Annotated in this window: 27 protein-coding genes; 19 read left to right on the top strand and 8 right to left on the bottom strand. The window is 63.7% G+C overall.

Annotated features, from left to right (window positions below; translation table 11 throughout):
* Positions 1-35: 35 nt before the first annotated feature.
* Both AC3WN8_RS04230 and AC3WN8_RS04225 read left to right on the top strand, forming a co-directional pair.
* Complete coding sequence (locus tag AC3WN8_RS04230) at positions 36-887, top strand: oxygenase MpaB family protein (protein ID WP_492668138.1); 852 nt, start codon at positions 36-38, stop codon at positions 885-887.
* Between the two features lie 162 nt (positions 888-1,049).
* Positions 1,050-1,688 (top strand): glutathione S-transferase family protein, encoded by a 639-nt coding sequence (locus tag AC3WN8_RS04225; protein ID WP_492668137.1) that lies wholly within the window; start codon positions 1,050-1,052, stop codon positions 1,686-1,688.
* 146 nt (positions 1,689-1,834) lie between these two features.
* Here AC3WN8_RS04225 and AC3WN8_RS04220 read toward each other — a convergent pair whose 3' ends face one another.
* The 3 genes from AC3WN8_RS04220 to AC3WN8_RS04210 form a co-directional block, all read right to left on the bottom strand.
* Positions 1,835-2,509 carry a hypothetical protein gene (locus tag AC3WN8_RS04220; RefSeq protein ID WP_492668136.1) on the bottom strand — a complete coding sequence of 225 codons (675 nt, stop codon included), beginning with the start codon at positions 2,507-2,509 and terminating at the stop codon, positions 1,835-1,837.
* Between the two features lie 315 nt (positions 2,510-2,824).
* Positions 2,825-3,364, bottom strand: a complete 540-nt coding sequence (locus tag AC3WN8_RS04215) for a glycine zipper 2TM domain-containing protein (protein WP_492668135.1) — start codon at positions 3,362-3,364, stop codon at positions 2,825-2,827.
* Between the two features lie 212 nt (positions 3,365-3,576).
* Complete coding sequence (locus AC3WN8_RS04210; protein ID WP_492668134.1) at positions 3,577-4,212, bottom strand: sensor histidine kinase; 636 nt, start codon at positions 4,210-4,212, stop codon at positions 3,577-3,579.
* A 31-nt stretch (positions 4,213-4,243) separates the two neighbouring features.
* Between AC3WN8_RS04210 and AC3WN8_RS04205 the strand changes: the two genes are divergently transcribed.
* The 8 genes from AC3WN8_RS04205 (at position 4,244) to AC3WN8_RS04170 (ending at position 9,353) form a co-directional block, all read left to right on the top strand.
* A complete protein-coding gene (locus AC3WN8_RS04205) occupies positions 4,244-4,750 on the top strand; it encodes a hypothetical protein (RefSeq protein ID WP_492668133.1) in 507 nt (168 codons plus the stop codon).
* A gap of 153 nt (positions 4,751-4,903) precedes the next feature.
* The gene (locus tag AC3WN8_RS04200; protein WP_492668217.1) at positions 4,904-5,173 is read left to right on the top strand and encodes a hypothetical protein; all 270 of its coding nucleotides are present in this window, start codon (positions 4,904-4,906) and stop codon (positions 5,171-5,173) included.
* Complete coding sequence (locus tag AC3WN8_RS04195) at positions 5,170-6,147, top strand: L-lactate dehydrogenase (RefSeq protein ID WP_492668132.1); 978 nt, start codon at positions 5,170-5,172, stop codon at positions 6,145-6,147. The genes AC3WN8_RS04200 and AC3WN8_RS04195 overlap by 4 nt, the downstream gene beginning before the upstream one ends.
* 346 nt (positions 6,148-6,493) lie before the next feature.
* Positions 6,494-7,285, top strand: coding sequence for an SDR family NAD(P)-dependent oxidoreductase (locus AC3WN8_RS04190; RefSeq protein ID WP_492668131.1), 792 nt, complete (start codon positions 6,494-6,496; stop codon positions 7,283-7,285).
* 98 nt (positions 7,286-7,383) lie between these two features.
* Positions 7,384-7,782: a hypothetical protein gene (locus AC3WN8_RS04185; protein WP_492668130.1), complete on the top strand. Its 399-nt coding sequence runs from the start codon at positions 7,384-7,386 to the stop codon at positions 7,780-7,782.
* 120 nt (positions 7,783-7,902) lie between these two features.
* Positions 7,903-8,109, top strand: a complete 207-nt coding sequence (locus AC3WN8_RS04180; RefSeq protein WP_492668129.1) for a hypothetical protein — start codon at positions 7,903-7,905, stop codon at positions 8,107-8,109.
* Between the two features lie 102 nt (positions 8,110-8,211).
* The gene (locus tag AC3WN8_RS04175) at positions 8,212-8,991 is read left to right on the top strand and encodes a sulfite exporter TauE/SafE family protein (protein ID WP_492668128.1); all 780 of its coding nucleotides are present in this window, start codon (positions 8,212-8,214) and stop codon (positions 8,989-8,991) included.
* A gap of 14 nt (positions 8,992-9,005) precedes the next feature.
* Complete coding sequence (locus AC3WN8_RS04170; RefSeq protein ID WP_492668127.1) at positions 9,006-9,353, top strand: DUF952 domain-containing protein; 348 nt, start codon at positions 9,006-9,008, stop codon at positions 9,351-9,353.
* A gap of 21 nt (positions 9,354-9,374) precedes the next feature.
* Here the strand turns inward: AC3WN8_RS04170 and AC3WN8_RS04165 are convergent, their stop codons facing one another.
* A complete protein-coding gene (locus AC3WN8_RS04165) occupies positions 9,375-9,845 on the bottom strand; it encodes a tetratricopeptide repeat protein (protein WP_492668126.1) in 471 nt (156 codons plus the stop codon).
* A gap of 262 nt (positions 9,846-10,107) precedes the next feature.
* Between AC3WN8_RS04165 and AC3WN8_RS04160 the strand changes: the two genes are divergently transcribed.
* Complete coding sequence (locus AC3WN8_RS04160; protein WP_492668125.1) at positions 10,108-11,157, top strand: alpha/beta fold hydrolase; 1,050 nt, start codon at positions 10,108-10,110, stop codon at positions 11,155-11,157.
* A gap of 136 nt (positions 11,158-11,293) precedes the next feature.
* Here AC3WN8_RS04160 and AC3WN8_RS04155 read toward each other — a convergent pair whose 3' ends face one another.
* A complete protein-coding gene (locus tag AC3WN8_RS04155; RefSeq protein ID WP_492668124.1) occupies positions 11,294-12,166 on the bottom strand; it encodes an alpha/beta fold hydrolase in 873 nt (290 codons plus the stop codon).
* 2 nt (positions 12,167-12,168) lie between these two features.
* Positions 12,169-14,478, bottom strand: coding sequence for a TonB-dependent receptor (locus AC3WN8_RS04150; protein WP_492668123.1), 2,310 nt, complete (start codon positions 14,476-14,478; stop codon positions 12,169-12,171).
* 200 nt (positions 14,479-14,678) lie between these two features.
* Here AC3WN8_RS04150 and AC3WN8_RS04145 point away from each other — a divergent pair, with 200 nt between their 5' ends.
* The 8 genes from AC3WN8_RS04145 (at position 14,679) to AC3WN8_RS04110 (ending at position 23,583) form a co-directional block, all read left to right on the top strand.
* Positions 14,679-15,293: a TetR/AcrR family transcriptional regulator gene (locus tag AC3WN8_RS04145; protein ID WP_492668122.1), complete on the top strand. Its 615-nt coding sequence runs from the start codon at positions 14,679-14,681 to the stop codon at positions 15,291-15,293.
* 70 nt (positions 15,294-15,363) lie between these two features.
* Positions 15,364-16,299, top strand: coding sequence for a helix-turn-helix domain-containing protein (locus AC3WN8_RS04140; RefSeq protein WP_492668121.1), 936 nt, complete (start codon positions 15,364-15,366; stop codon positions 16,297-16,299).
* A gap of 204 nt (positions 16,300-16,503) precedes the next feature.
* Positions 16,504-17,589 carry a PepSY-associated TM helix domain-containing protein gene (locus tag AC3WN8_RS04135; protein WP_492668120.1) on the top strand — a complete coding sequence of 362 codons (1,086 nt, stop codon included), beginning with the start codon at positions 16,504-16,506 and terminating at the stop codon, positions 17,587-17,589.
* Positions 17,586-18,227 (top strand): FMN-binding negative transcriptional regulator, encoded by a 642-nt coding sequence (locus AC3WN8_RS04130; protein ID WP_492668119.1) that lies wholly within the window; start codon positions 17,586-17,588, stop codon positions 18,225-18,227. The genes AC3WN8_RS04135 and AC3WN8_RS04130 overlap by 4 nt, the downstream gene beginning before the upstream one ends.
* A gap of 14 nt (positions 18,228-18,241) precedes the next feature.
* Entirely contained in the window at positions 18,242-19,765 is a 1,524-nt protein-coding gene (locus tag AC3WN8_RS04125; protein ID WP_492668118.1) for an amino acid permease, read from the top strand.
* 3 nt (positions 19,766-19,768) lie between these two features.
* Entirely contained in the window at positions 19,769-20,770 is a 1,002-nt protein-coding gene (locus AC3WN8_RS04120; protein WP_492668117.1) for an alpha/beta hydrolase, read from the top strand.
* A 121-nt stretch (positions 20,771-20,891) separates the two neighbouring features.
* Positions 20,892-23,087 carry a TonB-dependent siderophore receptor gene (locus tag AC3WN8_RS04115; RefSeq protein ID WP_492668116.1) on the top strand — a complete coding sequence of 732 codons (2,196 nt, stop codon included), beginning with the start codon at positions 20,892-20,894 and terminating at the stop codon, positions 23,085-23,087.
* A gap of 70 nt (positions 23,088-23,157) precedes the next feature.
* Positions 23,158-23,583 (top strand): hypothetical protein, encoded by a 426-nt coding sequence (locus AC3WN8_RS04110; protein ID WP_492668115.1) that lies wholly within the window; start codon positions 23,158-23,160, stop codon positions 23,581-23,583.
* Between the two features lie 145 nt (positions 23,584-23,728).
* Here AC3WN8_RS04110 and AC3WN8_RS04105 read toward each other — a convergent pair whose 3' ends face one another.
* Entirely contained in the window at positions 23,729-24,523 is a 795-nt protein-coding gene (locus tag AC3WN8_RS04105) for an AraC family ligand binding domain-containing protein (RefSeq protein WP_492668114.1), read from the bottom strand.
* A 96-nt stretch (positions 24,524-24,619) separates the two neighbouring features.
* On the bottom strand, positions 24,620-25,510 hold the full coding sequence (locus AC3WN8_RS04100; protein ID WP_492668113.1) for an alpha/beta fold hydrolase: 891 nt from the start codon (positions 25,508-25,510) through the stop codon (positions 24,620-24,622).
* Positions 25,511-25,532 lie beyond the last annotated feature (22 nt).

The raw sequence follows: 25,532 nt of genomic DNA, 5'->3' as shown, positions 1-25,532 counted from the left end.
ACGCCGTCCTGGCAGAGGCATCAGGGAGCCGGTTCGTGCCCGATCGATCCGCAACGCTGACACGCCACGCCCGGCAGGCGATCGTGGCGCGCGTGCGGCGGGTGTTCAACGATCAGGCGCGCGGCGAGCAGCCGGTGGTGCGCAGTGCCGACGGGCTGTTCGGGCCGGATACGGTGCTGTGGCGCGTGCATGGCGACGTGACGACGATGATGGTCGGCGGCGTTGCCGCCTTGCTGCTCCAGATGCTGCATCCCGCGGTGCTGGCCGGGGTGTGGGATCATTCGAATTTCCGTCACGACATGCTTGGTCGCCTGCGGCGCACGGCGCGCTTCATCGCGCTGACCAGCTATGGCGCGCGCGAGGAGGCGGAGGCCGCGATCGATCGCGTGCGCGCCGTCCACGAAATGGTGCGCGGTACCTTGCCCGACGGCACGCCCTATACCGCCGACGATCCCGAACTGCTGGCCTGGGTCCATGTCACCGAGGCGGTGAGCTTTCTCGATGCCTGGATCCGCTATGGCGAGCCGGCAATGCCGATGACCGATCAGGATCGCTATTTTTGCGAGATGGCGCGTATCGCCGAAGCGCTGGGCGCCGACCCCGTGCCGCGAACGCGCAGGGAGGCCGAGCAATTGATCCGGGCGATGCGCGGCACGCTTGCCGTCAGCGCGCGAACCCGCGAGGTCGCACGACTGGTGCTCGACCAGCGTCCGCCCAATCTGTCGGCGCTGCCGATCCAGGCGATGACCTTTCAGGCGGCGGTCGATCTGCTGCCCGACTGGGCAAGGGCGATGCACGGATTGACCGGCCCGACGCTGACGCGCCCGCTGGTGCGTGCGGGAACCGCGGGGTTGGCGCGAACGCTGCGCTGGGCGTTCGCCGGCTAGAGCGATTTCGAGGCAGGCAGGATCACCTGCCGGCCCGGAAATCGCGGCGCCGAATGGCGGAAAAATCGGGGGAGCCGAGGTTGATCCCGACTGCGCGCGCCGGATGTTTTTGCTATCGGGAATTGCCGACACTTGGCTCGCGGACTGAAGGAATGTCGATCCATGGGTAACAATCTGACCATCTGGACCTATGATTGGGTGCCGGAGGGGCCGCGCGGGTTCGTCCGCGACCTGCGTTTGCGTTGGGGCGCCGAAGAAGCGGGGCTTGTCTACGAGGTCGGCACGGTTCCTTTCGAGAATCGGCAGCCAAGCCATTTCGAACGGCAGCCGTTCGGACAAGTGCCCTTTCTGACGGATGATGGGATCTCGATCTTCGAGAGTGGCGCCTGCCTGCTTCATTTGGCGCGCAAGAGCGATATCCTGATGCCGCGCAGCGCGAGTGGCGAAGCCGAAACCTCTCAATGGGCGATCGCCGCGCTCAACTCGATCGAGATGGTCAGCGTTCCCTGGTGGTTCCTCGGGCTTTCGGGGGATCGTGAAAATGGCCTGTCCGGATGGCTGGACAGCCGGCTCGCGCACATGGAAGCCATATTGAGCGACCGCGAATGGCTGGTGGAAGACCGGTTCACCGCCGCCGATCTCTTGATGGCGGATGTGCTGCGCATTCCGGCGGTTCGCGCCCGTGGCGACCGCCCCGCAACCGAGGCCTATATTCAGCGTCTTGTCGCCCGGCCCGCTTTCAAAAAGGCGCATGCCGACCAATTGGCGCATTTCGCGGCAGGCGACGAAAGCCGGCGCTAGAACAAGCTGCACGAAATGTGAATCGTGCAGCTTGTTCTGAATGTTCTTGATCGATCGGCTGACGGCTGTGCGGCCGCGGCACATTGGCCCGGCTCGGGTTTTCGACCTGATTCCCGTCAGTCCAGATGTTGACGGGCCGAGCCTCGTCAGTTCGGTTTGGCTTCACCGCCGACGGGAGCGGGGGCCGGAGTGGTGGCCGCAACCGGTGCGGCAGCGGGCACGACCATCGGTTCCGGCGCGGGTGCCTGTGCGAAGGCGATCGTCAGATCCTCGTCGAGAAACGCCACGACCGGCGCGCCGAGCGGAATCTTGGCGCTGGTCCCGGTGGTGAAAAAGCCCGCGACCGGAATCAGCGCGATTGCCGCGACGACGCCTGCCGTGCCCGTCACGCCCTTGTCGTCCAATTGTCCGGTCAGGCGGATCTGGCGGCCGTTGACGCGGACATAGAGCGCGCGTGCGTTGATGCGGCCGGATTTGCCCCACATGCCCTTGTTGCGCACATCGGTCACTTCGCCGACGGCGGGACTGCCGGTCGGGATGACGGTGTGGCCATTCAATACCACGGCTTCGGCGACTTCCATCTGGAAGCGTTGTCCGACCCTGAGCTTCTTGCCTTCGGTCGTCAGGCCTTCGGCCATTCTGAGTGGCACCTTGGTTCCTGCGCGCAGGATATTGGGAACATCGGCGTTCACGATCACCGCGCTTGTCGCGGTGGAAGGCGCCTGTGCCGGCACAGGCGTGCCCGGCGTTGCCTGACCGGATGCTGCCACCGACCATGTCGCGACGATCGCGCCCGTAAGCGCGAGAACCTTGTTTTGCATTGCCCCTCCCGAATCGACCACCCCAGTCGATCGGAGACGGAGATGATTTTACGATACGGGAGTCAAGAAAAATGCAATGTTAGATTCGAAATCGGCCAGGCTATCGCTTCGCCAATTCGTGATCTCGAACCGATCGCATGATGTATATGGCCATGTTATTGGGCAGAGCCCTGGAGATTTTGGGCGTTATTCGACCCCAATTCGACAGCCGGCAAATGACGCTGCGGCGCGCGCCGGGTAGATTCATGAAATAAAGGGGCGGCGAGTCGATCGCCACCCCTTGTCACTCATGCTTTGGACGTTGCGTGTGCCGCCTTAACGGCAGCGCACATTGTTGCGTTCGATCGCGCGACCGGCCAGCGCACCGCCCGCTGCGCCGAGAATGGCGCCGAGCGTGTTGTTGTCGCCGCGTCCGATCGTGTTGCCGACCAGTCCGCCCGCCACGCCGCCGATGATGAGGCCGGTCGTGCCGTCCGGCCGGCGACAATAATAGCGGTCGTCATTGCCGCGATAGATGCGGTCGTTCATGCTCAGGCGACGGGTCTGATAGCTGTTGCCGCTGCGGTAATAGCGTGCCGCGTCATAGCGGCTGGTGCCCGGCTCCATACGGTTATAGTCGTAGTTGCGATAACGGCGCCAATCTCGGCGGGTTTCGCGCGCATTGCGCTGATATTCCCTACGGGCCTGGCGCGCCTCGCGTGGATTGTCGGCATCGCGCATATCCTCGCGATATTCGCGCTGGTCCTCGCGGATATCCTGCGCATGCTCACGGTGATCGTTCCGGGACTGCGCCATTGCGGGGGCAGCGGTGATGGCCAGCGCCAGCATGCTGGCGCCCAAGATCAACTTTTTCATGATTATACTCCTGGCCTCGATGGAGGTCAGGTAATAAACGAAGTCGAAACTGTTAAGTTTCGTTCCTTAAAAATAAAACTTCGTTCATGATTGGGAAATATTATTATATAGATCGTAAGTTGTGATGCAAGGGAATTCATAAGTATTTCGATGGCTTAGGTGAGGGTGAATTGTTTCGCCCATTTAGCCCGCCGAAATTGATTTTTTGAGTGTCATGATGTCCGCGCCTGTCGAGGCGTGAAGGTTGCACGCGTGACCGTGACGCTCATGCCGTTCGCGTCGGACGTGACCTCCATGCGTGCATCCAGCTGTTTGGCCAGCGCCTTGACGATGACGGTACCGAGGCCGCTGGCGACGCGTGGCAGCGGATCGGCTTTGCCCGCGCCATTGTCGATGACGCTGAGTTTCCAGTCGAGCTTGTCCACTTCATAGCTAATCAGGATGCGGGCATCCGGTCTTGGCTTGGGAAAGGCGTATTTGATCGCGTTGATGACCAGTTCGGTCACGATCAGGCCAAGGCTTACCGCGTTGGCGGATATGATCGTTCCCTCGTCGGCGACGACGTCGATCGCGATCGGTCTGTTTTCGCCGACCATCGACGATGCCAGCCCGACACCGAGTTTCTTGAGATAGGAACTGACTTCGATCTGATCGATGCCGTCCGATGTGTGAAGGTGGTTCTGCACCGCGGCAACCGACATCACACGCTGATGGGCGTCCTCGAGATGATGGCGTGTCTCTTCTGACGTGACCGCACGTGCCTTCAGAACAAGAATGCTGGCGATGATCTGCAGGCTGTTCGCGACGCGGTGCTGCATTTCCTGGAACAGGATCTGCTGCTGCTTCAACAGATTCTCGGTATGTTCGAGCAGGTCCTGCTTGTCCTTCTCGATCCGACGGCGCTCGGTGATGTCCTTGAATGCCAGCAGGATATTCGATGTCGCCTTGTCGGCAGGTCACCATGCGCGCGTTGAGCAGCATGGTCTTGCGCCCGATCTCCGGAAAATCATGCTCGACCTCGAATCCCTCCATCGCGGTCTGCTGAGGAATGATGGTTTCGAGGAGAAGGCGAAGGGCGGGAATATTCCACTGGCCGTCGCCCAGCGCGTAAAGAAGGCAGCCGTGCGTATGGGCCGCATCGACCTTGAAGGTCTCGTAGAAGGAACGGCTGGCCGCGAGCACGCCGAATTTCGCGTCGAGCACCAGAAAGGGTTCGGGAATCGTCTCGATGATCGCGAGCGCGAGCGTCTGTGCGTCTTCAAGGTCAGTGAGCTGTTTCAGAGGACGGCGCTCCATCGGGCGGGAGCATGCGCATCTCTCAGCCATCGGCGAGCCATGACGACCGATGATCTGCTGACCATAGACCAGAATGCGCTTCGCGCCTAATGTCCGATGGGCCGCTTCAGGCACTGCCGGCGCCGCGTTAGGCCACTCGAACTTTCGGTGTTATACCGGCGTTCATCACCCGATTTCCCCGCAGGCATCTCGTGACCGGGGGACCATCGCGCTCTCGCCTGCCAGTGGAGACGAGCCGTGAACATGAACGATCAGGATTTCGACGCCGTGCGCGGCATTTCCGACATCGATGCACCTCAACCCTTTGGCGGCTGGCTGCTTGCGCAGCAGGCGCGGGCCGGATGGGTCGGCGATCTGGCCAAGGCGGCAAAGGCCGATCGCGGATTCCCGCGCGACGGCAGTCCCGATGCCGTGCGCCGGCGGCTCAACGAGATGCAGGCCGAAAGCGACATGTTCGAAGCGGTCGACGCCGCCGAGAGCGAATGGCTCGGCGGCGGGCAGGGCGACGCGTGAACGGATCGCATCCCGACCGGATCGCCATCATCGGGGCCGGGCATGTCGGTTCGACCGCTGCTTATGCGCTGATGCTGCGCGGCCTGTTTCCGGAGATCGTTCTCGTCGACGACAATGTCGATCTCGCGCGTGCCGAAGCCGCCGACCTTTCCGACGCGAATGCGCTGGCACGGCCGGCGCGGATCTGGGCAGGGTCATATGACGACGCCGCATCCGCCGGGATCGCGGTGATCACGGCCGGCGCCGCCACACGCGGCGCGGAGACACGCCTGTCGGTCGCGGCGCGGAGCGCCGATATCGTCCGCTCATGCATGACGGCCTTGTCCGCGGCAGGCTTCAACGGGGTTGTCCTGATGGCTTCGAACCCCGTCGACCTGATGGCAATGATGGCCTTTCGATGTTCGGGCCTTCCGGCCAGCCGGGTCATCGGCACCGGCACGCTTCTGGATTCAAGCCGTTTGCGCGCATCGCTTGCCGCGCGGCTGGATGTCGCGCCCGGCGCGCTGGAAGCGCTGGTGCTCGGCGAGCACGGCGACAGCGAGGTTGCGCTGCTTTCCGGCGTGCGTATCGGCGGCGCGGCACTCGAGCATTATTCCGAAGCCGCGCGAGCGCTGGATCGGCGGGAACTGGCGAGCACCGTGCGCAGTGCGGCATATGAGATCATCGCGGGCAAGGGTTATACGTCCTTCGGAATCGCGACTGCGATCGTCCGGATCTGCGAGGCGATCGTGCGTGACGAGCATGCCGTGCTGCCGGTCTCGTCGCTGCTCGATGGGGCGCTCGGCCTGTCGGGGCTCTATATGAGCATGCCTTGCGTCATCGGGGCGTCGGGCGTCGAACGCATGCTGGTGCCCGAGATGAGCGACGAGGAGGCATCCGGCCTCGTCGCTTCGGCGGCGATCCTCCGCGCCGCGTTTGACGAACTGGAGCGCGGCATCGTGCAACCCCCGAAGGAGACGAAGGCGGCGACATGAATCCGGAGGGATTTGCCCCGAGGCGGAACCAATCGCCGTGCACGGACGCTACGCCGTAATGGAAACACGATTGATCATTGCATATTCGCTGATCGGACTGATCGTCGCCACCGCGATCGTCAGCTATATCATCTTCAAGCGCCGCCAGTCAGCGCAGTTTCGGAACGACAGACGTTGGAAGTGAGGCCGGAGAAGTGAGGCCGGCCGGGTGCCGAGCGAAGCCAATCCCCCGGTAGAGGATATTCGGCATTGATGAATGCCGGGCACAGATGCTTGTCCCGATCGTCAAATAGTCCCGAGGCCTTGCCGTCCCTACATGCGGGGCCACACGCATCGGAGACATATCATGGACCTGCAACTCGACGACAAGACCGCCCTCGTCACCGGCGCGACCGCCGGCATCGGCCTGGAGATCGCCCGCACATTGGCGCGCGAGGGCGCGAAGGTGATCGTGACCGGGCGGACGCAGGCAAAGCTCGACGCGGCGGTGGAGGATATCCGCGCTTCGGGCGGGGCCCAGGTGAGCGGCGTGCTTGCCGATGTCGCGACGGCGGCGGGCACTGCGGTGCTTGTCGGGCTGGTCGATCGTGTTGACATCCTCGTCAACAATCTCGGCATCTATGAAAGCAAGGCGTTCGGCGAGATCAGCGACGACGACTGGAACCATCTGCTCGAAGTCAATGTGATGAGCGGTGTCCGCCTGTCGCGCAGCTATCTGCCCGCGATGATCGAGCGAAACTGGGGGCGGATCATCTTCATATCGAGCGAATCCGGCCTCGCCGTGCCCGCCGACATGATCCATTACGCCACCACCAAGACCGCCCAGCTTTCGATCGCGCGCGGCCTTGCGCAGTTGACGCGCGGCACGAGCGTCACCGTCAATTCGGTGATGCCGGGGCCGACGCGTTCGGAAGGGATCGAGGATTTCCTGCGCAGTCAGGCCAAGGACCCGACCGCGCCGATCGCAGAGATCGAGGCCGACTTCTTCGTCAGTGCGCGGTCGTCCTCGATCATCCAGCGCATGATCGAGGCGGAGGAGATCGCGAACCTCGTGGCCTATCTCGCCAGCCCGCGTTCCTCGGCGACGAACGGCGCCGCGCTGCGCGCCGAAGGTGGGCTGGTCAACACCATCGCATGATGTCGGCGACTGCAACATATGGACATCTCCCATACATGTTGCCTCGCTAACCTCGCGCGATGATCCCGATCGACAGGATGTGCCGCCAAGCGGCATCCGTGCTGGCCGCCGCCATGTTTGCGGCGGTGGCCGCGCCTTTCGCCCAGGCGGAAACCCCGCCGCAAACGCAGACCATCGAAATCGTCGTGTTCGGCAACGACCCTTGCCCGCAATCCGACGATCCGGAGGAGATCGTGGTCTGCGCACGGTTGCCGGAGGGGGATCGGTTTCGCATCCCCAAGCGGTTCCGCGACCAGAAGCCCGAAGACGCGCCGGCGGAGATGGCCTGGGGCAGTCGGGTGGACGCGATGAACACCATGACCCGCTTCACGCGCCCCAATAGCTGTTCCGCGGTGGGATCGGGCGGCCAGACCGGCTGCACCGCGGCGATGCTCAGCCAGTGGTTCGCGGAGCGCCGCGCGATGAAGGCGACGGAGAATGAAGGCAAGGTGCCCTGAGCCCCGGGCACGCTGCCGCATGAACAAAAGGTCATGCGGCAGCCAGCATATGGTGCGCGCGCGATTGTCATGATGCCGGCCTCACCTGGATTGTCCAGGCGATCACGGAGGACCCCGATCATGACGTTGCACCGCATATTCCGTTCGACCGCGATCCTGTCCGGCATCGCGATGCTGGCGCTTACCGGAGGCGCTGCCAGTGCCGCGCAATGCCGCGACGCGCATGGCAAGTTCATCAAATGCGCCACCGCCAAGGCCGCGCCGACCAAGCGCTGCCACGATGCGCACGGCAAGTTCGTCAAGTGCCCGCCTGCCACGGCGCATTGAGTCATCCGTCACCGCAACTTATGAGCATCGACGTCCGCGCCGTCCGCGCGGGCGTCGTTTGCGTCGCCGCGGCGTAGCGACAAGCATGAAGCGGGAGTATCGATGACGGCGATCCACCCGCTCTATTCGCTGGCCGGCCTGTTCGTCGGCATCCTCGTCGGTATGACCGGGGTGGGCGGCGGATCGCTGATGACCCCGATCCTCGTGCTGCTGTTCGGATTCCATCCGGCCGTCGCGGTCGGCACCGACCTGCTCTATGCCGCGGTCACCAAGAGCGTCGGCAGCATGGTTCATGGCTGGCGCGGCTCGGTGGACTGGCGGATCGTCGGCCGGCTTGCGGCGGGCAGTCTGCCGGCGGCGTGCCTGTCGCTCCTGCTGCTCTCCTATATGGGGCGCCCTTCGGCGGCGACCGCGCATCTGATCACGGTGGCGCTGGGGCTGGCGCTGCTCGTCACGGGGCTTTCGCTGGTGTTTCGCCGGCAGATCCTGGCCTGGTCGGCGGCGCATCGGATCGATCGCAGCGAAGGCCGGACCCGGATCCTGACCGTCATGCTGGGCGTGGTGATCGGCGTTGCCGTGGCGCTGACCTCGGTCGGTGCCGGCGCGATCGGGGCGACGGTGTTGCTGGCACTTTATCCCAAGCTGTCGGTCCGCCGCATCGCGGGCACCGATATCGCCCACGCCGTGCCGCTCGCGCTGATCAGCGGCATGGGCCATTGGTGGATGGGCAATGTCGATGTCTCGCTGCTGGCGTCGCTACTGATCGGCTCGGTGCCCGGGATCATTATCGGCAGTCTGCTCGCTTCGCGGGTGGATGACGAGAAATTGCGGCTGGTCCTGGCGGCGACGCTGATCATCGTCGCAATACAATTGCTGATTTGATGGACGGATATGGGATGAACGATCCGATCGCTTACAAAATACTGCTCGCGGACCAATTGACGGCGCTCGAAGCCGATGGGCATTTCGATGGCGCGCCGATCGATATCGCCGATGGCTATATCCATATGTCGACTGCGGCGCAGCTTGCCGAAACCATCGACAAGCATTTCGCTGGACATCACGATCTGACCATCGCGGCCGTCGATCTGGCCGCGCTGGGTGGCGCGGTACGGTGGGAACCGTCACGCGGCGGGCAGTTGTTTCCGCACCTCTATGCACCGCTGCCGCTGAGTGCCGTGATCGCCCATGGGCCGCTCGAACGAGAGGCCGATGGCACGATCCGGTTGCCGGTCGCGGGCTGATCCCGTGCGCCGCGGGGCCGTTCAGTCCACCAGGCCGCGGTCCTTGAGAAAAGTCAGATAATGGTCGTCTTCGGACACGAAGATATCCGGGCCGGCAGTGCTATGCGCGAACAGCAACAGTTCGGCGGCGCGATCCTTCTCACCGTCGTCGAGCAGGATCTGGCCGAGCCGGAAGCATAGAAAGGGGTGTTTAAGACCCTCTGGACATTTCATCGCATGTTCGATCGCCTGGCGGGCCACGACGCGTTTTCCGGACAGGAAGCAGGCATCGGCCAGTGCGCCCAGAACCCAGACCGATTCGGACCAGAGAGTCTGCGGGCTGGGAATCAGTGCCCAGGCCTGTCGGTAGTTCACGATCGCTTCGTCATAATAACCGCCCGCAGCGAATGTATCGCCTTCCACGCACATGGCGCGGATGGCGTCGCGGAGGCCGGTGGGCAGCGGTGTGGCTCGTTTCTTGATTGTGTCGGTTCCTGATCCGTACGGATTCACAGTCTAGCGCAAAGGCCATCGAATTGCACCGGATCAACCCTCGGAGGGGCGCGATCGAAAGCCAAGCATTCAACCTCACTATGAGCATCGAATTTTCAGATCAGGACAAGTTGTTCCGGCAGGTAAATAGGGGTTTTTTGTCGATTTGTACCGATTTTTTAGCGTGTTTTGGCCAATAAGAAAATTATTGCCTGTGCAGAAAAATCGTGATTAGCTCGGTATGAGCGATGCGCAGCGATCGCATGACAGCGGAGAGTCGATAATGGCGGGAAAGACGAAGTTTGCAACGATCCTGCGCTGGCTCAAGCGCATCGGCATCGGCCTGGCCGGATTGCTGGTCGGGGCCGTCGTCATCGGCACGATCTACGAACAGCTTGCGCGGCACCGCGCGGCGCGTGACTATCCGCCGCGCGGGCAACTGGTCGATATCGGCGGCCGCAAGATGCATATCGACTGCCGGGGCGAAGGTTCGCCGACGGTGATCTTCGAAACCGGTCTGGACAGCGCCGGCTCGCTGAGCTGGGACCGTGTGCATGATGCGGTCGCACAGACCACGCGCGCCTGCGCCTATGACCGCGCCGGCGTGATGTGGAGCGATCCGACGCCGGGCAAGCAGGATGGGGAAACGGTTTCCGACGATCTCCATGCCACGCTGAAGGCGGCGGGCATCACTGGGCCGCTGGTGATGGTCGGCCATTCGCTGGGCGGGCCGTACATCATGAATTACGTTCGAAAATATGGCGATCCGGTGAAGGGCGTGGTGTTCGTCGATACCTCGCACCCCGATCAGGTGAAGCGGATGGCCAATCCCAAGATGGACGCATCGGGCAGCAATTGGGTGCAGGATCTGGTGATCTCGACCTCATGGACCGGGTTGCTGCGCGCGGTTGCGCCAAAGTCGGATATTCCCGGCATGTCGGAGCGCACCAGGACGGTCGGTGCCGCCTATCAGCCGCAGACCCTGGCCGGGTCGATGAAGGAAGCGGCTTCGCTCAACGATATATTCGCGCAGGCCGGCAAGCTGCGCACGCTGGGCGATCGCCCGCTGGTGGTGCTGACCGGCGCCGAGCCCTATCCCGACTCGATGCTTGCGATGACCGGCCTGACCCGCGCCGAAGCCGACAAGATCCAGGCGGTATGGAAAGTGCTGCAGGCCGAGGAGGCCAGTTGGTCGACGCGTTCGCGGCATGAAATCGTGAACGATTCCGGCCATTTCATCCAGGACAAGCGCCCCGATCTGGTGATCAAGGCCGTACGCGAAGTGGTCGATCAGGTGCGGGCCGACGAGAAGAAGGCGGCGTCGGGGAGCTGATGCTCCCAAGATTCGAGATTCCCGTTCGGACTGAGCCTGTCGAAGTCCTGCTCTTTCCTTCTGCATCGAGCGTGAAGAAGGACAGGGCTTCGACAGGCTCAGCCCAAGCGGTCTTTTAGGCCCGATCGTTGCGCGATCAGGGCGCGGTCTGAAGGAAAGCCTCGATCGCATCACGTGCCGCCGGCTCGTCGAGCCAGGGCGCATGGCCGACGCCGGGCACCTCCGCGAACGCCATATGTGGTGCGGTGCGGCGCATGCGCGCGGCGATATCGGCGGAAATCAGATCGGACAATTCGCCACGCAGCAGCAGCATCGGGCGACGGCGCGCGATCAGGCGGAACAGCAGCCAGCCGAACGGCACGCGCCGTGGTGGCGGGCGTCGGGCAAAGGGCACGGCGATGTCGGGATCATAGTCGAGGATGGGCTTGCCGGCTTCATCCTCGATAAAGCTGCGTTCGGCGACCGCGCGCCAGTCGCCATCGGTGAAATCGGGAAAGGCGGCGGCGCTGGTGCGTTTGAGATAGGCGATGGCGTCGTTCCAGTCGGCGATCGTCACCGGCTTGCCTGCATAGCCGGCAATCCGTTCGACCCCTTGCTGCGCGATCTCCGGTCCGACATCGTTGAGCACCATGCCGGCCACCGCGCGCGGCCGGATCATCGCGGCGGTCATCGCGATCAGGCCGCCCATCGAGGTGCCGACGAACAGCGCGCGCGCCATGCCGAGCGCGTCCATCAGCGCGAACATGTCGCGCGCATAGATTGCGGGGCGATAGCGCATCGGATCGGGTGAGCGATCCGATCGCCCGCGTCCGCGCACGTCAACCGCCAGTACGCGGCGACCCTGTCCGGCGATCCAGGGCGCGACGTTCGCGAAATCCTTCGAATTGCGCGTCAGCCCATGGATGCAGATCACCGGCAGGCGGGCAGGGCCGGCGGCGGCGGGATAATCGCGTGCGTAAAGCGACAGTCCGTCGCCCGCCCGCCAGCGCCGCTCGGTGAAATCCGCCACGCTCAGAACCGGTATTCTGCCGAAAGCCGGAAGGTCCGCGGCGGCCCGTAGAATCCGATCACCGACTGGGCGAACTGGTTGGACGGGAAATTATAGCCGCCGGTGCGATAGGCGACGTCGAACAGGTTACGGCCATGCGCGCCCAGCCGCCAATGCGTGTCGGGCGAGGTCCAGGTGATGCTGAGATCGGCGAGGGCATAACCGTCCTGGTCGATCGACGGGATCGGGATCTCGAACAGATTGACGTCGCTGCGGAAGGAGAGCGACGGCACCACGGCGAGCCGCCCGCCCGCCAGATCGGCTTGCCAGTTGAGCGAGACGCTGCCGTTGAATTCGGGCGTGTTCTGGAACCGGCGCTGATCGGCGACGTCGACATATTTCCCGCTGACGAGATCATAGACCAGGAATTCGTTGAACTTGGCGTTGATGTAGCCGAAGCTGAAATTGGCGCTGAAATTGCGGCTCAGCACCGCCGTCGCCTCGATCTCCGCACCATAGATGCGCGAGCTGCCGACATTGTCGACAAAGCTCACCACGCCCGGCGGCGGCGTCACCTTGGGCACCTGCGTCGTCACCTGCTGGCCCTGATAATCGGTGTAGAAGAGCGCGGCGTTGACCCGGAAGCGGCCATCGAGAAAATCGCCCTTCAGGCCGATTTCATAGGAATCGACGATTTCGGCATCATAGCCGTTCTTGGTGTCGGGGGTCGCGACGGCATCGCCGCGCATGTCGAACCCGCCCGATTTGAAGCCGCGGCCATAGGCGGCATAGAGGTTCACCGCATCGCTCGCTTCCCAGGTGAGGCTGATCCGCGGCGTGAATTCGCTGAAGGTCCGTTCGTTGGTATAGTCGGTCAGGATCTGCGGCACGTTGAACGGCGCGGGCAGGGCGGGGACATAGGGCTTGAGCAGCGGACTGCCGATCGTGCCGAAATAATTGGCCTTGAAGACCGTGCCTTCCTTCTTGTCGCGCGTCCAGCGTGCGCCGGCCGAGATCTTCAGCCGGTCGCTGATGTCGAAATTCAGATCGCCGAAGATCGCGAAGCTTTGCGTGTCGACCGATCCGCTGGTGAGCTGGGTCAGCGCGGTCGCCGCGCTTGGTGCGGGGACAAGCGCCGCTTCGGGCACCAGCCCGCGCCCCAGGATCGTGTCGAACGCGCCGCTGGCGCGGGCATCGAGATAATAGACGCCGAGCACGCCCTGCAGCCGATCGGCCTCGATCAGCGCCTGGAATTCCTGGCTGAACTGGCGGTCCTTGTAGACGGTGCCGGCGGCGGCGACGTCGAGATAGGGCTTGGGCGTGCCGTCGAAATCGATGCCGGTGCCGCCCGAATGGCCGTCGCGCCAGGCGGTGATCGACTTGAGCGTGATCGCCTTCGATACTTGCCATTCGCCGGTCAGCGAAACGCCCTGCGTCACCACCTCGTTCGCGTCGCCGAGCCCGGCGAGCGTATCGTAGCGGCCCGGCAGGACAGCGGTGTTGCTGTTGGGCTCGCGTACTTCGCGATGGCCGTGATTGGTGTTGGACTTGTCCTCGGTCCGATCGGCCGCGAGCCGGATGAAGATGGCGTCGCTCGGTGTCAGTTCCAGCGAGAGCCGGCCTGACAACACGTCCTTGTTATTGGTCTCGGCGCCGGTGAAGCGGTTCTTTCCGTAACCGTCGCGATTATACCAGGCGATCGCTGCGCCCAGCGCGACGCCGTCGGCCAGCGGCACCGCGACTGATCCGATCAGATTATACTCTTTGTAGGTGCCGAGCTCGCCGCGGATCTTGCCGCTGAATTCATCGCCCAGCCGCTTGGTCACATATTTGACCGCACCGCCGATGGTGTTGCGACCGTAGAGAGTGCCCTGAGGCCCGCGCAGCACCTCGATCCGCTCGATATCGAAAATGTCGAGCACTGCGCCCTGCGGCCGGGCGACATAGACATCGTCGACATACAGGCCGACGCCGGGCTCGAACCCCCAGAGCGGATCCTGTTGGCCGATGCCGCGAATGAACGCAGTCAGGGTGGAGTTGGTGCCGCGCGAGACCTGGAGCGTGAGGTTCGGCGTTGAGCGCTGCAATGCGGTAATGTCCGGCGCGCCCTTCAGGTCGAGGCTGTCGGCGGTGAAGGCAGTGACCGAAATCGGCACGTCCTTCAGGCTTTCCTCACGCCGGCGCGCGGTGACGACGATATCGTCGGTCTCGGTTACGCCCGGCGTTGCGTCGGCCGGTGTGGTCTGGGCGAAAGCGGGAAGGGTGCCCGCCGCCATCCATAGCGCCGAACCCGTCAGAAAAACGCGCCGCAGCGCCGATCGATCACAGGACATCATCCTTTCCCCCATTTCTCGGCTCGTCACTCATCTGATTCGATGCCGTATGAGATAAAGCTAGGATCAGTTTCAACATTGGTCAACTAATGCTGGAATCGTCCGTATAATACGTACTTATTGGTATGATATATGTGCATGCACGTTGACCTTTTTCCATGCTGGTCCTAGGCCAGCGCCATGCCAGTCCGGGATCGATCGTGAAGCCACTTCCATCTCTTCCTTTGCAGCCGGAAATCCCCGGCGTGCCGGTCAAGGCGCGGCCGGGACCCAAGCCCAAGCTCAGCGCCGAGCGCTGGTTCATCGCCGCGCTCGAGATATTGGCGGTGGGCGGGATCGATGCCGTGCGGGTCGAGGGGATTGCTGAGGCACTCGGCGTCACCAAGGGCATGTTCTATGTGCGCTTCGAATCGCGCGACGCCTTTCTGGAGGCGATGATGGATTATTGGCGCCAGCGCACGACCACCGGGCTGGTCGCAGAACTGGGTGCGATGGACGCGAATCCGCAGGATCGGCTGGCACGGCTGTTCACCATTTCGCAGACCGACCGCGCCCGGATCGGGGCATCCATCGAACTGGCGATGCGCACCTGGGCGCTGACCGACGATCGGCCGGCACGCGCGCTGGCGGAGATCGACCGCCAGCGGCTGGCCTATTTCGAGTCGGTGGTCATCGCGAATGGCGTGCCGGCGGAACAGGCTCCGGCGCGCGCTTTCATGATCTACACCTATGCGATCTGTGATACGTTGCTGCCGGGAAATCGCGATGCCATGCGCGACATCTGCCGGAGCTTTCTGTCCGGAAATACCGACTGAGCATCGGCTTGCGGGCCTTGTCCGGCAAGGCGCTTGACCCTCCACTTGGTGGAGACGGTAGTGAGTCGGCATGGGTGTGAAGACGTACACGATCGGTGAATTGGCCAGGCTGTCCGGACTGTCGGTCCGGCGGATCCGTTTCTATTCGGACAAGGGCCTGTTGCCGCCGACCGGACGGACCGCGAGCAATTACCGGCTCTATACCGATCTGGATCTGGCGCGGCTGGATCTGATCCGTGCGCTGCGTGCCGCCGGGGTGGCATTGGGCGCCATCGGCAAATTGCTCGCACGGCGCTTGTCGCTTGCCGATGTGCTGCGTGCCCGGCTGGAGGTGCTCGAGACCGAGATCGCCGCCAAGCGCCGGACCGCGGCCGTACTGCGTGCCACGCTTCACTCCCATGATCCCACCGATGCGGAACTGAGGAGATTATGGATGATGACGACTCTTTCGAAGGCGCAGATGAGCATGCTGGTCGAGCGTTTCGTAGGCGAGATCGCGGATGGCGCGGCGATCGACGATGCATGGCGGCGGCGCATGGTGGAAGTCAGCACGCCGGAATTGCCCGACGATCCGACGCCTGGGCAGATCGAGGCATGGAACGAACTCGCCGAAATGCTCGCCGATCAGAGCTTCGTGGCGGAAATGCAGGCCGAAATGGCCGGGATGTGGAATGACGATTTCGATCCTGCAGCCTATCGCGCTGCTGCCGAGCACATTCATGAAATTGTGCGCGACGCCATGGCACGGGGTGTCGACCCCGTCTCGGACAGGGGAAGGGCTATCGGCCGGGATTGGCTCGAACGCTCGGCGATGGCCATGCGGGGAGCTCCCGATGCCGATTTCCTCGGCTGGCATCTCGCCCAATATGGCAAGCATCACGGCCGAACCGCGCGGTATCGGGAATTGCTTGCGATCCTGCACGGCCAGTCCGCGGAACCTTCGTCCGCGAACGAATGGACATGGATGAACGACGCCCTGGCCGCACTCCGGCCTGAATTCGTCTGAAGCATGGCGAGGCGGCTCGATGGGCCGCCTCGCCGGTGCGCGGCCATGCGGAGGGGCACGAACTTGCCCTGATGGAACAGCCTATGGCCCATTTGCACCAGCGACCGACCTTTCGGTCGCCTATCCTTTCGCGATGGAATGCCGATCCGAAGAATGGGCCGATGGGGTCCGGTCGCGACGTCGCGACCGGGTGGACGGGCTGCGATGACGTTGCGGACGGCGCTGACGCGCTGGCACCGATGGGCTGGTCTGGCCGTCGCGGCCTTCTGGTTCGTCCAGGCGCTGACCGGGGTGCTCATCGTTTTCCATTGGGAGATTGAGGACGCGATGATCGCAGGCGCGCATCGCGCCACCGACTTCGATGCGATCGAACGGCGCGTCGCCGAACTCGCGCCGCCGGGATCGGGGATCAGCATCGGTTCGATCTGGACCACGGCGGGCACGCCCGATCGCTATGATGTCGATGTCCAGGCAGAGGCGCCGGGCATATCCCGGAGCGTTCGTATCGACGGCGCCGGCGATGTCCTGCGCGACACTGCCGCCGATGGAGCGACGGCGAAGGGCGGCTGGGTCGGCACGCTCGTCACGATCCATCATAATCTGCTCGGCGGCGACGCTGGAAGCTGGATCGTCGGGATCAGCGGCATCCTCCTGATCACCAATATCGGCACGGGCCTCGCCATTGCCTGGCCGAAGCGCCGGCAATGGCGGCGATCGCTGTTTCCCGCTCGCGCCGGCCCGCCCGTTGCGCGGCATCACGGCTGGCATCGCGCGCTTGGCCTGTGGGTCGGAATCCCCGCGCTGGCGATGGTCGGCGCAGGCGTGTTGCTGACATTCGAAAACAGTGTCGACGCGGCGGTCGCGCCGCCGGCGGTGGAGGCGCCTGCCGACAGTCCGGCCGGGCCGGCCGCGATCGGGCTGGCGAGCGCGGCGCGGACGGCGCTCTCCGCCTTTCCGGGCGCAGCGCTCGCGGCGATCTATCCGCCCGACGGCGACCGGCCGGTCTGGCACATTCGCGTCACCCAGCCGGACGAAGCGCGCCGTGCCTATGGCGCTACCCATGTCTTTGTGAGCGCGGTCGATGGCCGTGTCCTGGCGCGCTTCGACGCGTTGCGGGCCCCGCCCCGCCGGGCATTCATGGACGGGCTCTTTCCCTTTCACACCGGTGAGATGGGCGGACTTGCCGGCCGGTTCGCCGTCGCTGCGATCGGGATGTGGCTGATGACGATGATCGGTGTCGGACTGGCACTTTGGATGACGCGCCGTCGCACGCGCAGGGGGAAGAGATGAGCCGTTTCGTTCCGCATGATCCGGCCGATGTGCCGGCATTGGTTTCCACGCATCCGCTTGCCTGGATCGTATCGAACGGGGCGGGCGGCTTCGCGGCCACGCCCTTGCCCTTGCTCGCCGAACTGGATGAGGAGGGACGCGTTGCCGCTTTGTTCGGGCATTTCGCGCGGGCCAACCCCCATGTCGATGCGCTTATGGCCGATCCGCGCGCGATGATCCTGATCCAGGGGCCGCAGGGCTATATCTCGCCGCGCCTGGTCTCGAACCCGAGCTGGGGCCCGACCTGGAATTATGCGGTGGTCAGGTTCGCGGTCGAGATCGCCTTTGTGCCGGAAGAGACGCGCGATGCGATCGTCCGTCTCGCCGCAGCGCTTGAGGGCACTGGGCCGGATGCCTGGACGATCGAGCGCATGGGCGCGCGGATCGATCAGCTTCTGCCTCATATCATCGCCTTTCGCGCCCGCGTCGTCACCGAGGATGCCCGTTTCAAACTCGGCCAGGACGAAGCGTCGGGCACGTTCGACGAGATCGTCGCCGGCCTTGCCGACGGCGCACTGGCCGATGCCATGCGCCGTGCGGTGGGCCGTCCGGCCGTGCAGACCGAACCGGCCAAGCCGACGCACTCCGTCCGGGCATAAGAGGGAATTGGTCGATGGCACGCACGCCTATCCGGTATCTGATCCGCAAACCCCTTGCCGATGTCCGCGAGGACAGTGAACATCATGGCTTGCGGCGCGTGCTGGGGCCCGTCCATCTGGTGCTGATCGGCATCGGATGCATCATCGGTGCCGGCGTCTATGTGATGACGGGCACTGCCGCCGCGAACTATGCCGGGCCGGCGGTGATGATCTCCTTCGTGATCGCGGGTGTCGCCTGCGCTTTTACCGGGCTGTGCTATGCCGAGCTTTCGTCGACGCTTCCGGTTTCGGGCGCTTCGTACAGCTATGCCTATGCCGCGCTGGGGGAAGCGTTCGCCTGGGGGCTCGGCTGGATGCTGATGCTCGAACTGGGGCTTGCGGGATCGGCGCTGGCGGTCGGCGTCTCGGGCTATCTCGTCAGCCTGCTCGGCGATTTCGGTCTTCATGTCCCGGCGATGATCTCCACCCCGTTCATGCGGCCGGAAACCGGCGAGGCGGGCATGCATTTCGTCACCGGGGGCGGGGTCAATCTGGTGGCGACGGCCGCGCTCGCCTTCTTCGCCTTCATCCTTGTGCGCGGCGTTTCGCAATCGGCGACGATCAACGCGATCATGGTGACCGTGAAGGTCGGCGTGCTCATCGCCTTCATCATCTTCGGCGTGCCGCATATCGATCAGGCCAATTGGCATCCCTTCGTGCCCGAAAATCAGGGCGGCTTCACTTATGGCTGGCAGGGGGTGCTGCGCGGCGCTTCGATCCTGTTCTTCGCCTATCTGGGGTTCGAGGCGGTGGCGACCGCCGCGCTCGAGGCGCGCAAGCCCCAGCGTGATATTCCGATCGGCATCCTCGGCGCGCTCGCGATCGCGACTTTGGTCTATATGGCGGTCGCCGCGGTGCTGACCGGACTGGTCTCCTATCGCCTGCTCAACGTGCCCGATCCGGTGGCGGTCGCGGTGGGAGCGATCGGGATACCGATGCTCAGCATCGTGATCAAGGTCGGTGCGCTGACCGGCCTCTGTTCGGTGCTGATGGTCAACACCTATGCGCATTCGCGCGTATGCTACGCCATGTCGCGCGACGGGCTGCTGCCGCCTTTGTTCAGCCGCGTCCATGCGCGTTTCCATACGCCGCACCAGGGCACCTGGTTCGTCGCGCTGGTCGCGGGCGTCGCGGCTGCCTTCCTGCCGATCTCGATGCTGGGCGATCTCGTCAGCATCGGCACGGGTTTCGTCTTCATCACCGTCGCGATCAGCGTGATGTGGCTGCGCACCACCCAGCCGGATCTGCCGCGTCCTTTCCGCGTGCCCTTCGGCGGCGTGCGTATCGGCGGCATCTGGGTCGGGGTCGTGCCCGTCCTCGCGCTGCTCTTCTGTCTGCTGATGGTCGGTCCCGTCTTCCTCGACATCATCCACAAGGCCATTGTCGGCGAGTGGGTGCCCGCCATTATTTTGGGAGTGTATCTGTGCTTCGGTCTGGCTTTCTATCTGTTCTACGGTGTTCCGAACTCGCGCCTGCGCCGCACGCTCGCCGAGGCCTGACCAATGCGTGACGGGGCTGAGACCATCGACGATCTCGATCCCGACATTCGCCGTTTCCAGCGTGAAATGGCCGCCGCCTATGGCCGCTATTCCGACTTTGATCGCCTCCCGCTCGCGCAGCGGCGGCGCGTTGCCGAGGATGTGCGTGCGCCCTGGACGATGGGTGGCCCGGCGATGGTCGCGACCGAGGAACTGCAGGTCGGTCCTCACGCGGTGCGCATCCGCATCCACCGCCCCGACGATCGGCCGCATGCGCCGGTCCTGATCTATGTCCATGGCGGCGGCTGGACGATGTTCAGCCTCGACACGCATGACCGGCTGATGCGCGAATATGCCGCGCGGACGGGCGCGGTGGTGGTGGGGGTCGATTACAGCCTGTCGCCCGAGGCGAAATTTCCGGTGGCGCTCGACGAGATCGTCTCGGTGATCCGCTGGCTCCGGGCGGAAGGGCAGGGACATGGCCTCGACCCGCAACGCATCGCCATCGCCGGGGATTCGGTCGGCGGCAATATGACGATCGCTGCCAATCTCCGCCTGCTCGCCACGGGCGAGCCGGTGCTGGCCGCCATGCTGGTCAATTACGGCGCACTCGACAGCCGGCCGGAGTATGAGAGCTATCGGCGTTACGATGGCCCGGACTACAATCTTACCGCCGCCGAGATGGCGGTCTTCTGGGCGAATTATGCCCGCGATCCGGCGGATCTCGACGATGTTTTCGCCTGTCCGATGCGCGCCGACCCGACAGGCCTGCCGCCTGCTTTCTTCGCCATCGCCGAATGCGACATCCTGGCCGACGAGAATCGCGCGCTCGCCGCGCGCATTGCCGGTGCCGGCACGGCGGCGGTGGTTCGCACTTATTCTGGTGCCACGCACAGCTTCCTCGAAGCCGTCTCGATCTCACCGCTCGCCGATCGGGCATTGGCCGAGGCGTCCGCCTGGCTTGCCGAGGCGCTGGGATCGGCGGCCGGCGGACCTGAAAATGTCATTATTGCGAGCGATTCCTAAACATGGCCCGATCACGATAGCATTAGACCTATGGTGAAACGCAGCCCGCCCGCGTCGGGAGTAATCTTTCCGTCATGATCCGGAGAGGTCTTCTAACAACATTTCGTCAAAGGGGGTTGGCATGGCTGTTTATTATCGAGCATCGAGGATGTTGCTGCTGAGCGGGGTCGCATTTGCCGGTTTCGCAGTTGCGCCGGCGATGGCGCAGGATACGGAGACGGCGAAGAGCGGGTCTGCGCTGGAGACGACGCGAACGACCGTCGACGGCGAGGATGTGATCGTCGTGACCGCGCGCAATTACGTGCCCGAGGGCAGCGCGACGGCGAGCAAGACCACCATCCCCCTGATCGAGACGCCGCAGTCGATCTCGGTCATCAGCCGAGACCAGATCGACCTGCTCAACTTCATCGATGCACAGCAGGCGGTGCGCTACACGTCCGGCGTCTTCGGCGAGAATTACGGGCCCGATCTCCGCTTCGATTTCTTCACCGTCCGCGGTTTCACGCCCAAACAATATATTGACGGACTGGCCGCGCCGATCTCGACCTCGATCTTCTCGGTCGGCGTCGATCTCTATGCCTTCGAATCCTTCGATGTGCTCAAGGGGCCGGCCTCGGTGCTTTACGGCAACGCACCCCCTGGCGGCATCTACAACCAGACATCGCGGCGTGCATCGAACCGGTTCGGCGGCGAGATCAGCCTCAAATATGGCGAGGATGATTACAAGCAGTTTGGCACGACGATCACCGGCCCGGTTTCGGACTCGCTCGATGCGCGCTTCACATTGCTCTATCGCGACCGGGACTCCGAACGCGATCTCGTCTCCGCGCAGCGCCTGACTGCGGCGCCCACGGTCACCTGGCATCTGGGGGATCGCACGACACTGACCGGGCTCGCCTATTACCAATATGACAAGGTGAAGGGCGATACCAACGGCTTCCTGCCGGTCTTTGGCACGCTGCTTCCCAACCCGGTCGGCAAGGTCAAGCGCCGCACCAATCTCGGCGATCCCGCCAATCTCTACGAGCGGCGTCAATATGCGCTTGGCTGGGACTTTTCGCACGCCTTCTCCAGCGCGATCGCGTTCAAGTCCAACGCCAAATGGAGCGCGTATGACGAAGATACGCCGATCGGCATCTATGGCGGCGGTGGCCTCGTCAACACCACAGACTCGACGCTGCCCAGCTATTACCGCACCGTCCAGCAGTATAATTTCAGCTATAAGGAGCATGTGACGAGCTTTGCGACCGACAACCGGATCGACGCGAAGTTCGAGACCGGCAGTGTCGGGCACAAGATGCTGCTGGGCGTCGATTATCGCAATGTCTTCAATAAGGCGGATTTTGGCTTCATCTTCGCCAACACGATCGACCTGTTCAATCCGGTCTATGCCCCGCAGGCGACCTATGAGCCGGGCTATGGCTTCGCGTTCAACAACCAGCGGCTGAAGCAGACCGGCATATACGGCCAGGATCAGCTCCGTTTCGGCGATCTCTACGTCACGCTGGGCGGCCGGTACGACTGGGTGAAGATCGCCAATCTGGCGACCAGCCTGACCACCAAGCAGGACAAGTTCACCTGGCGGGTCGGTGCCAATTACGTCACCGAAAGCGGCTTCGCACCCTATATCAGCTATGCGACCTCGTTCGAGCCGGTGCTCGGCATCGACAGCGTGACCAATCAGGAATTCAAGCCGAGCAGCGGCAAGCAGATCGAAGGCGGCATCAAATATGATGCGCGCGGGCTTGGCGACGGCGTCAGATTGTTCGTCACCGCGGCGATGTTCGACATCAAGCAGAAGAATGTCGTCACCACCCAGCCATCGGTCACGCCCGTGTTCGGCACGCAGAGCGGCGAAGTCGAAGTCTGGGGCGGGGAGATCGAACTGGTCGCGCGCATCCGCGATCAGATCTCGATCAACGGATCGTACAGCTACAACCACAGCGAAGTGAAGAAATCGAATTTCGCCGGAGAGGTGGGTGCGCCGTTGCCGACGACGCCCAAGCACAAGCTGTCGCTGTTCGTCGACTATACCATCCAGCAGGGCGGACTGGGTGGCCTGGGCTTCGGTCTTGGCGGCCGCTACACCAGCAAGAGCGCGGGCAGCCTGCCGGGCGCCTTCAATCCGGTGGTCTATTATGGCGAGAGCGCGACCCTGTTCGATGCGATCATCCATTACGACACGCCCGAATGGCGTTTCGCGATCAACGGATCGAACATCCTCGACAAGAATTATGTCGCGCGCTGTGCCGGCCCGGCCGGATGCAATTACGGCGCCGGGCGACAGGTGATCGGCACGGTGACGCGCAAATTCTGATCGACGAACCTCCGCCGGAGCCCTGCACCACGGGTTCCGGCGCCTCGTCCGCAAAAGGGGAATGATGGTCATGCGCTTCGCCGCAATTCCGGCGCTTGCCGTCCTCATGCTCGCCGTACCCGCAGCGGCGCAAACCGCTGCACCGGCCCGGGAGTTCCCGAAGAGCCTGGTCGAGATTTATCGCATCGCGCCCGGCCAGCAACAGGCATTCCTGGAATTCATCGCGCGCGCCGATGCGGTGAATGTCGAGGCCGGCCTGCCGCCCCGTCAGCTCTATGTCCATAGCGACGGCGAGAGCTGGGATTTCATGCTGATCCAGCCCGCGGAAACGCCCAAGGACAAGGCGGCCGCGCTCGACAAGGCGTGGGAGAAAAGCGGCCTGCCATCGGGCGCCGATTTCTTCTTCGAGATCCGCAAATATATCGCGGAACACAGCGACACCTTCGCCAAAGGGCCCACGACTGCGGCCGATTATCTGGCGTCGAGAAAACCCTGATCGGAGCGGGCCGGTTTGCCGTGATCGTGTCGTCCGCTGCTTGGAGCGATTTGTAGTTCGATGGAATCATCGAACGACTCGAAAATCGCGTTTAAACAACACCTAGAGCAGGCTGCGATCCGCTTCCGTCGGATCACAGCCTGCTCTAGGACGGATCGAACAGCGACGCATCCGGGCCGCGCCAGCCGGTGATATACTGGCTGGGCGGCACGCCGAAGGATCGGTGGAACATCGCGGTGAACGCGCTCGGGCTTTCATAGCCGATATCGAAGGCCACTGTCGTGATCGACGTGCCCGATGCCAGCAGCGACAGCGCTTCCATCAGGCGAACCTGTTGCCGCCAGGTCGCCAGCCCCATGCCGGTCTGCTGCTTGAACAAACGAGTGAATGTGCGTCGGCCCATGCCGGCGACGCTTGCCCAGTCGTCGATGTCGCGCGGGTCGGCGGGATTGTCGAGAATGGCCTGGCAGACGCGCACCAGCCGGCGGTCGTCGGGCATGCGGACGCTGACCGAGATGTTGGGCATGCGCTCGATCTCCTCGAGCAGCAATCGCACGATGCGCCCTTCGCGCCCCGCTTCGTCATAGGCGGGATCGAAACCGAACACTTCCCCGATCAGCGCGCGGACCAGCGGCGATACCTCGAACACGCGGCATTCGTGCGGCAGGCTCTCGATTTCGGGATCGATGAAGAGCGTGTGGATGTTGACGGGGCCGCGGCAGATCGCCTTGTGCGTCATGCCGGCGGGCAGCCAGATCGCGCGGCGCGGGGGCAGCACGAAGCTCGATTTCTCGGTGACGACCAGCATCACGCCCGAATTGGCGTAGGAAAGCTGCGCGCGTTCGTGCGAATGGAAGGGGTCGACGAAGCCCGCCGGATAATCGTCTTCGAAGCCGACGACCGGCCGGATCTGCAAGGGATAATCGACGCTTCGTTTCATCGGCCCATATCCAATAATGAAGGCCTGTATAACGCGTTCGGGCCATGATGTCATCCGGCCCGAGCGCAACGCCAATTGCCGCTCGGGCCATCGATATCAGCGTGTTCCGGCATGGCATGAAATTGGCCGCCGGCTGCGATCCTTGCCCAGGTCCCGCGCGAGGTCGGCAATGGTGATGGCCACCAGATCGGGTTCGTCATCGGGGATCATATGACCGCTCTTCGCGGCGTAGATCAGCTTTCCGCTTGTGCGTGCCGCCAATTCCAGATGGCCATCCCTCCAGAGCTTCAGTGCCGGGCTGGTCGTTTTGCGATCCTCAGCGCCCTGGGTCAGGACGACGACTGGTACGCCGCATGGGGCGGGGTGCTCCATCATCGTCTTCATCGTCCGCACATAGCCTTCCGCCAGCCGGATATCGTTGAAGCGGTTCGTGCCGTCGCGCACCGCCGCCAGCGTGGAATCCCTGAAGCGTTCGGCGCCGCCAATGCCGTCCAGACCGATGACCGTGTTGGCATCGACATAGATCAGGGCGGCGACCTCCTTGGGGTACAGCCGGGCGTAGAGCTGGATGAGGAAGCCGCCATAGCTGTGACCGGCCAGCACCAGATTGTTTGCGAAGCCGAGCCGGCGAAGGCCGCGCCGCAATCGTGAAACCTCTTCACTGATGTCATAGGTCGTGTTCAACGGCTGGCTGCGCCCCATGCCGGCGCGATCATATGCGACGATGCTGCTGTCGGTCTGCGCCGAGAGCCGCTCGATCACCGGTTCCCATTCGCGCGAATCCAGCGTGGCGCCTGCCTCAAGGACGATGACGGGCGCATCCGCCCGTCCACGGCGAATCTCGAAATGCAAGGTCCGGCCGCCGATCGCGATATCATGCCGTTCGGGCCGGGGCTGTTCGGGCCGGGCATTGGCTGGGTTACGCGAAACCACGCACAGCAGGAGAGCCGCGAAGATGGCCGGTACGATCTTGTGTGCATGCGGCATTCGTCACCTCGCAATCCCGTCT

Source organism: Sphingobium sp. FW305-3-2-15-F-TSA7, from assembly GCF_058787155.1.
The sequence above is the reverse complement of the archived record's forward strand: the minus strand, read 5'-3'. Positions and strand labels throughout refer to the sequence as shown.

Coding starts and splice junctions, on each gene's coding strand:
- AC3WN8_RS04140 (WP_492668121.1), top strand. CDS start 15,364: ATGGGTGTGAAGACGTACACGATCGGTGAATTGGCCAGGCTGTCCGGA.
- AC3WN8_RS04160 (WP_492668125.1), top strand. CDS start 10,108: ATGGCGGGAAAGACGAAGTTTGCAACGATCCTGCGCTGGCTCAAGCGC.
- AC3WN8_RS04125 (WP_492668118.1), top strand. CDS start 18,242: ATGGCACGCACGCCTATCCGGTATCTGATCCGCAAACCCCTTGCCGAT.
- AC3WN8_RS04190 (WP_492668131.1), top strand. CDS start 6,494: ATGGACCTGCAACTCGACGACAAGACCGCCCTCGTCACCGGCGCGACC.
- AC3WN8_RS04180 (WP_492668129.1), top strand. CDS start 7,903: ATGACGTTGCACCGCATATTCCGTTCGACCGCGATCCTGTCCGGCATC.
- AC3WN8_RS04110 (WP_492668115.1), top strand. CDS start 23,158: ATGCGCTTCGCCGCAATTCCGGCGCTTGCCGTCCTCATGCTCGCCGTA.
- AC3WN8_RS04105 (WP_492668114.1), bottom strand. CDS start 24,523: ATGAAACGAAGCGTCGATTATCCCTTGCAGATCCGGCCGGTCGTCGGC.
- AC3WN8_RS04220 (WP_492668136.1), bottom strand. CDS start 2,509: ATGCAAAACAAGGTTCTCGCGCTTACGGGCGCGATCGTCGCGACATGG.
- AC3WN8_RS04225 (WP_492668137.1), top strand. CDS start 1,050: ATGGGTAACAATCTGACCATCTGGACCTATGATTGGGTGCCGGAGGGG.
- AC3WN8_RS04115 (WP_492668116.1), top strand. CDS start 20,892: ATGGCTGTTTATTATCGAGCATCGAGGATGTTGCTGCTGAGCGGGGTC.
- AC3WN8_RS04100 (WP_492668113.1), bottom strand. CDS start 25,510: ATGCCGCATGCACACAAGATCGTACCGGCCATCTTCGCGGCTCTCCTG.
- AC3WN8_RS04175 (WP_492668128.1), top strand. CDS start 8,212: ATGACGGCGATCCACCCGCTCTATTCGCTGGCCGGCCTGTTCGTCGGC.
- AC3WN8_RS04120 (WP_492668117.1), top strand. CDS start 19,769: ATGCGTGACGGGGCTGAGACCATCGACGATCTCGATCCCGACATTCGC.
- AC3WN8_RS04135 (WP_492668120.1), top strand. CDS start 16,504: ATGACGTTGCGGACGGCGCTGACGCGCTGGCACCGATGGGCTGGTCTG.
- AC3WN8_RS04130 (WP_492668119.1), top strand. CDS start 17,586: ATGAGCCGTTTCGTTCCGCATGATCCGGCCGATGTGCCGGCATTGGTT.
- AC3WN8_RS04170 (WP_492668127.1), top strand. CDS start 9,006: ATGAACGATCCGATCGCTTACAAAATACTGCTCGCGGACCAATTGACG.
- AC3WN8_RS04215 (WP_492668135.1), bottom strand. CDS start 3,364: ATGAAAAAGTTGATCTTGGGCGCCAGCATGCTGGCGCTGGCCATCACC.
- AC3WN8_RS04150 (WP_492668123.1), bottom strand. CDS start 14,478: ATGTCCTGTGATCGATCGGCGCTGCGGCGCGTTTTTCTGACGGGTTCG.
- AC3WN8_RS04200 (WP_492668217.1), top strand. CDS start 4,904: ATGAACGATCAGGATTTCGACGCCGTGCGCGGCATTTCCGACATCGAT.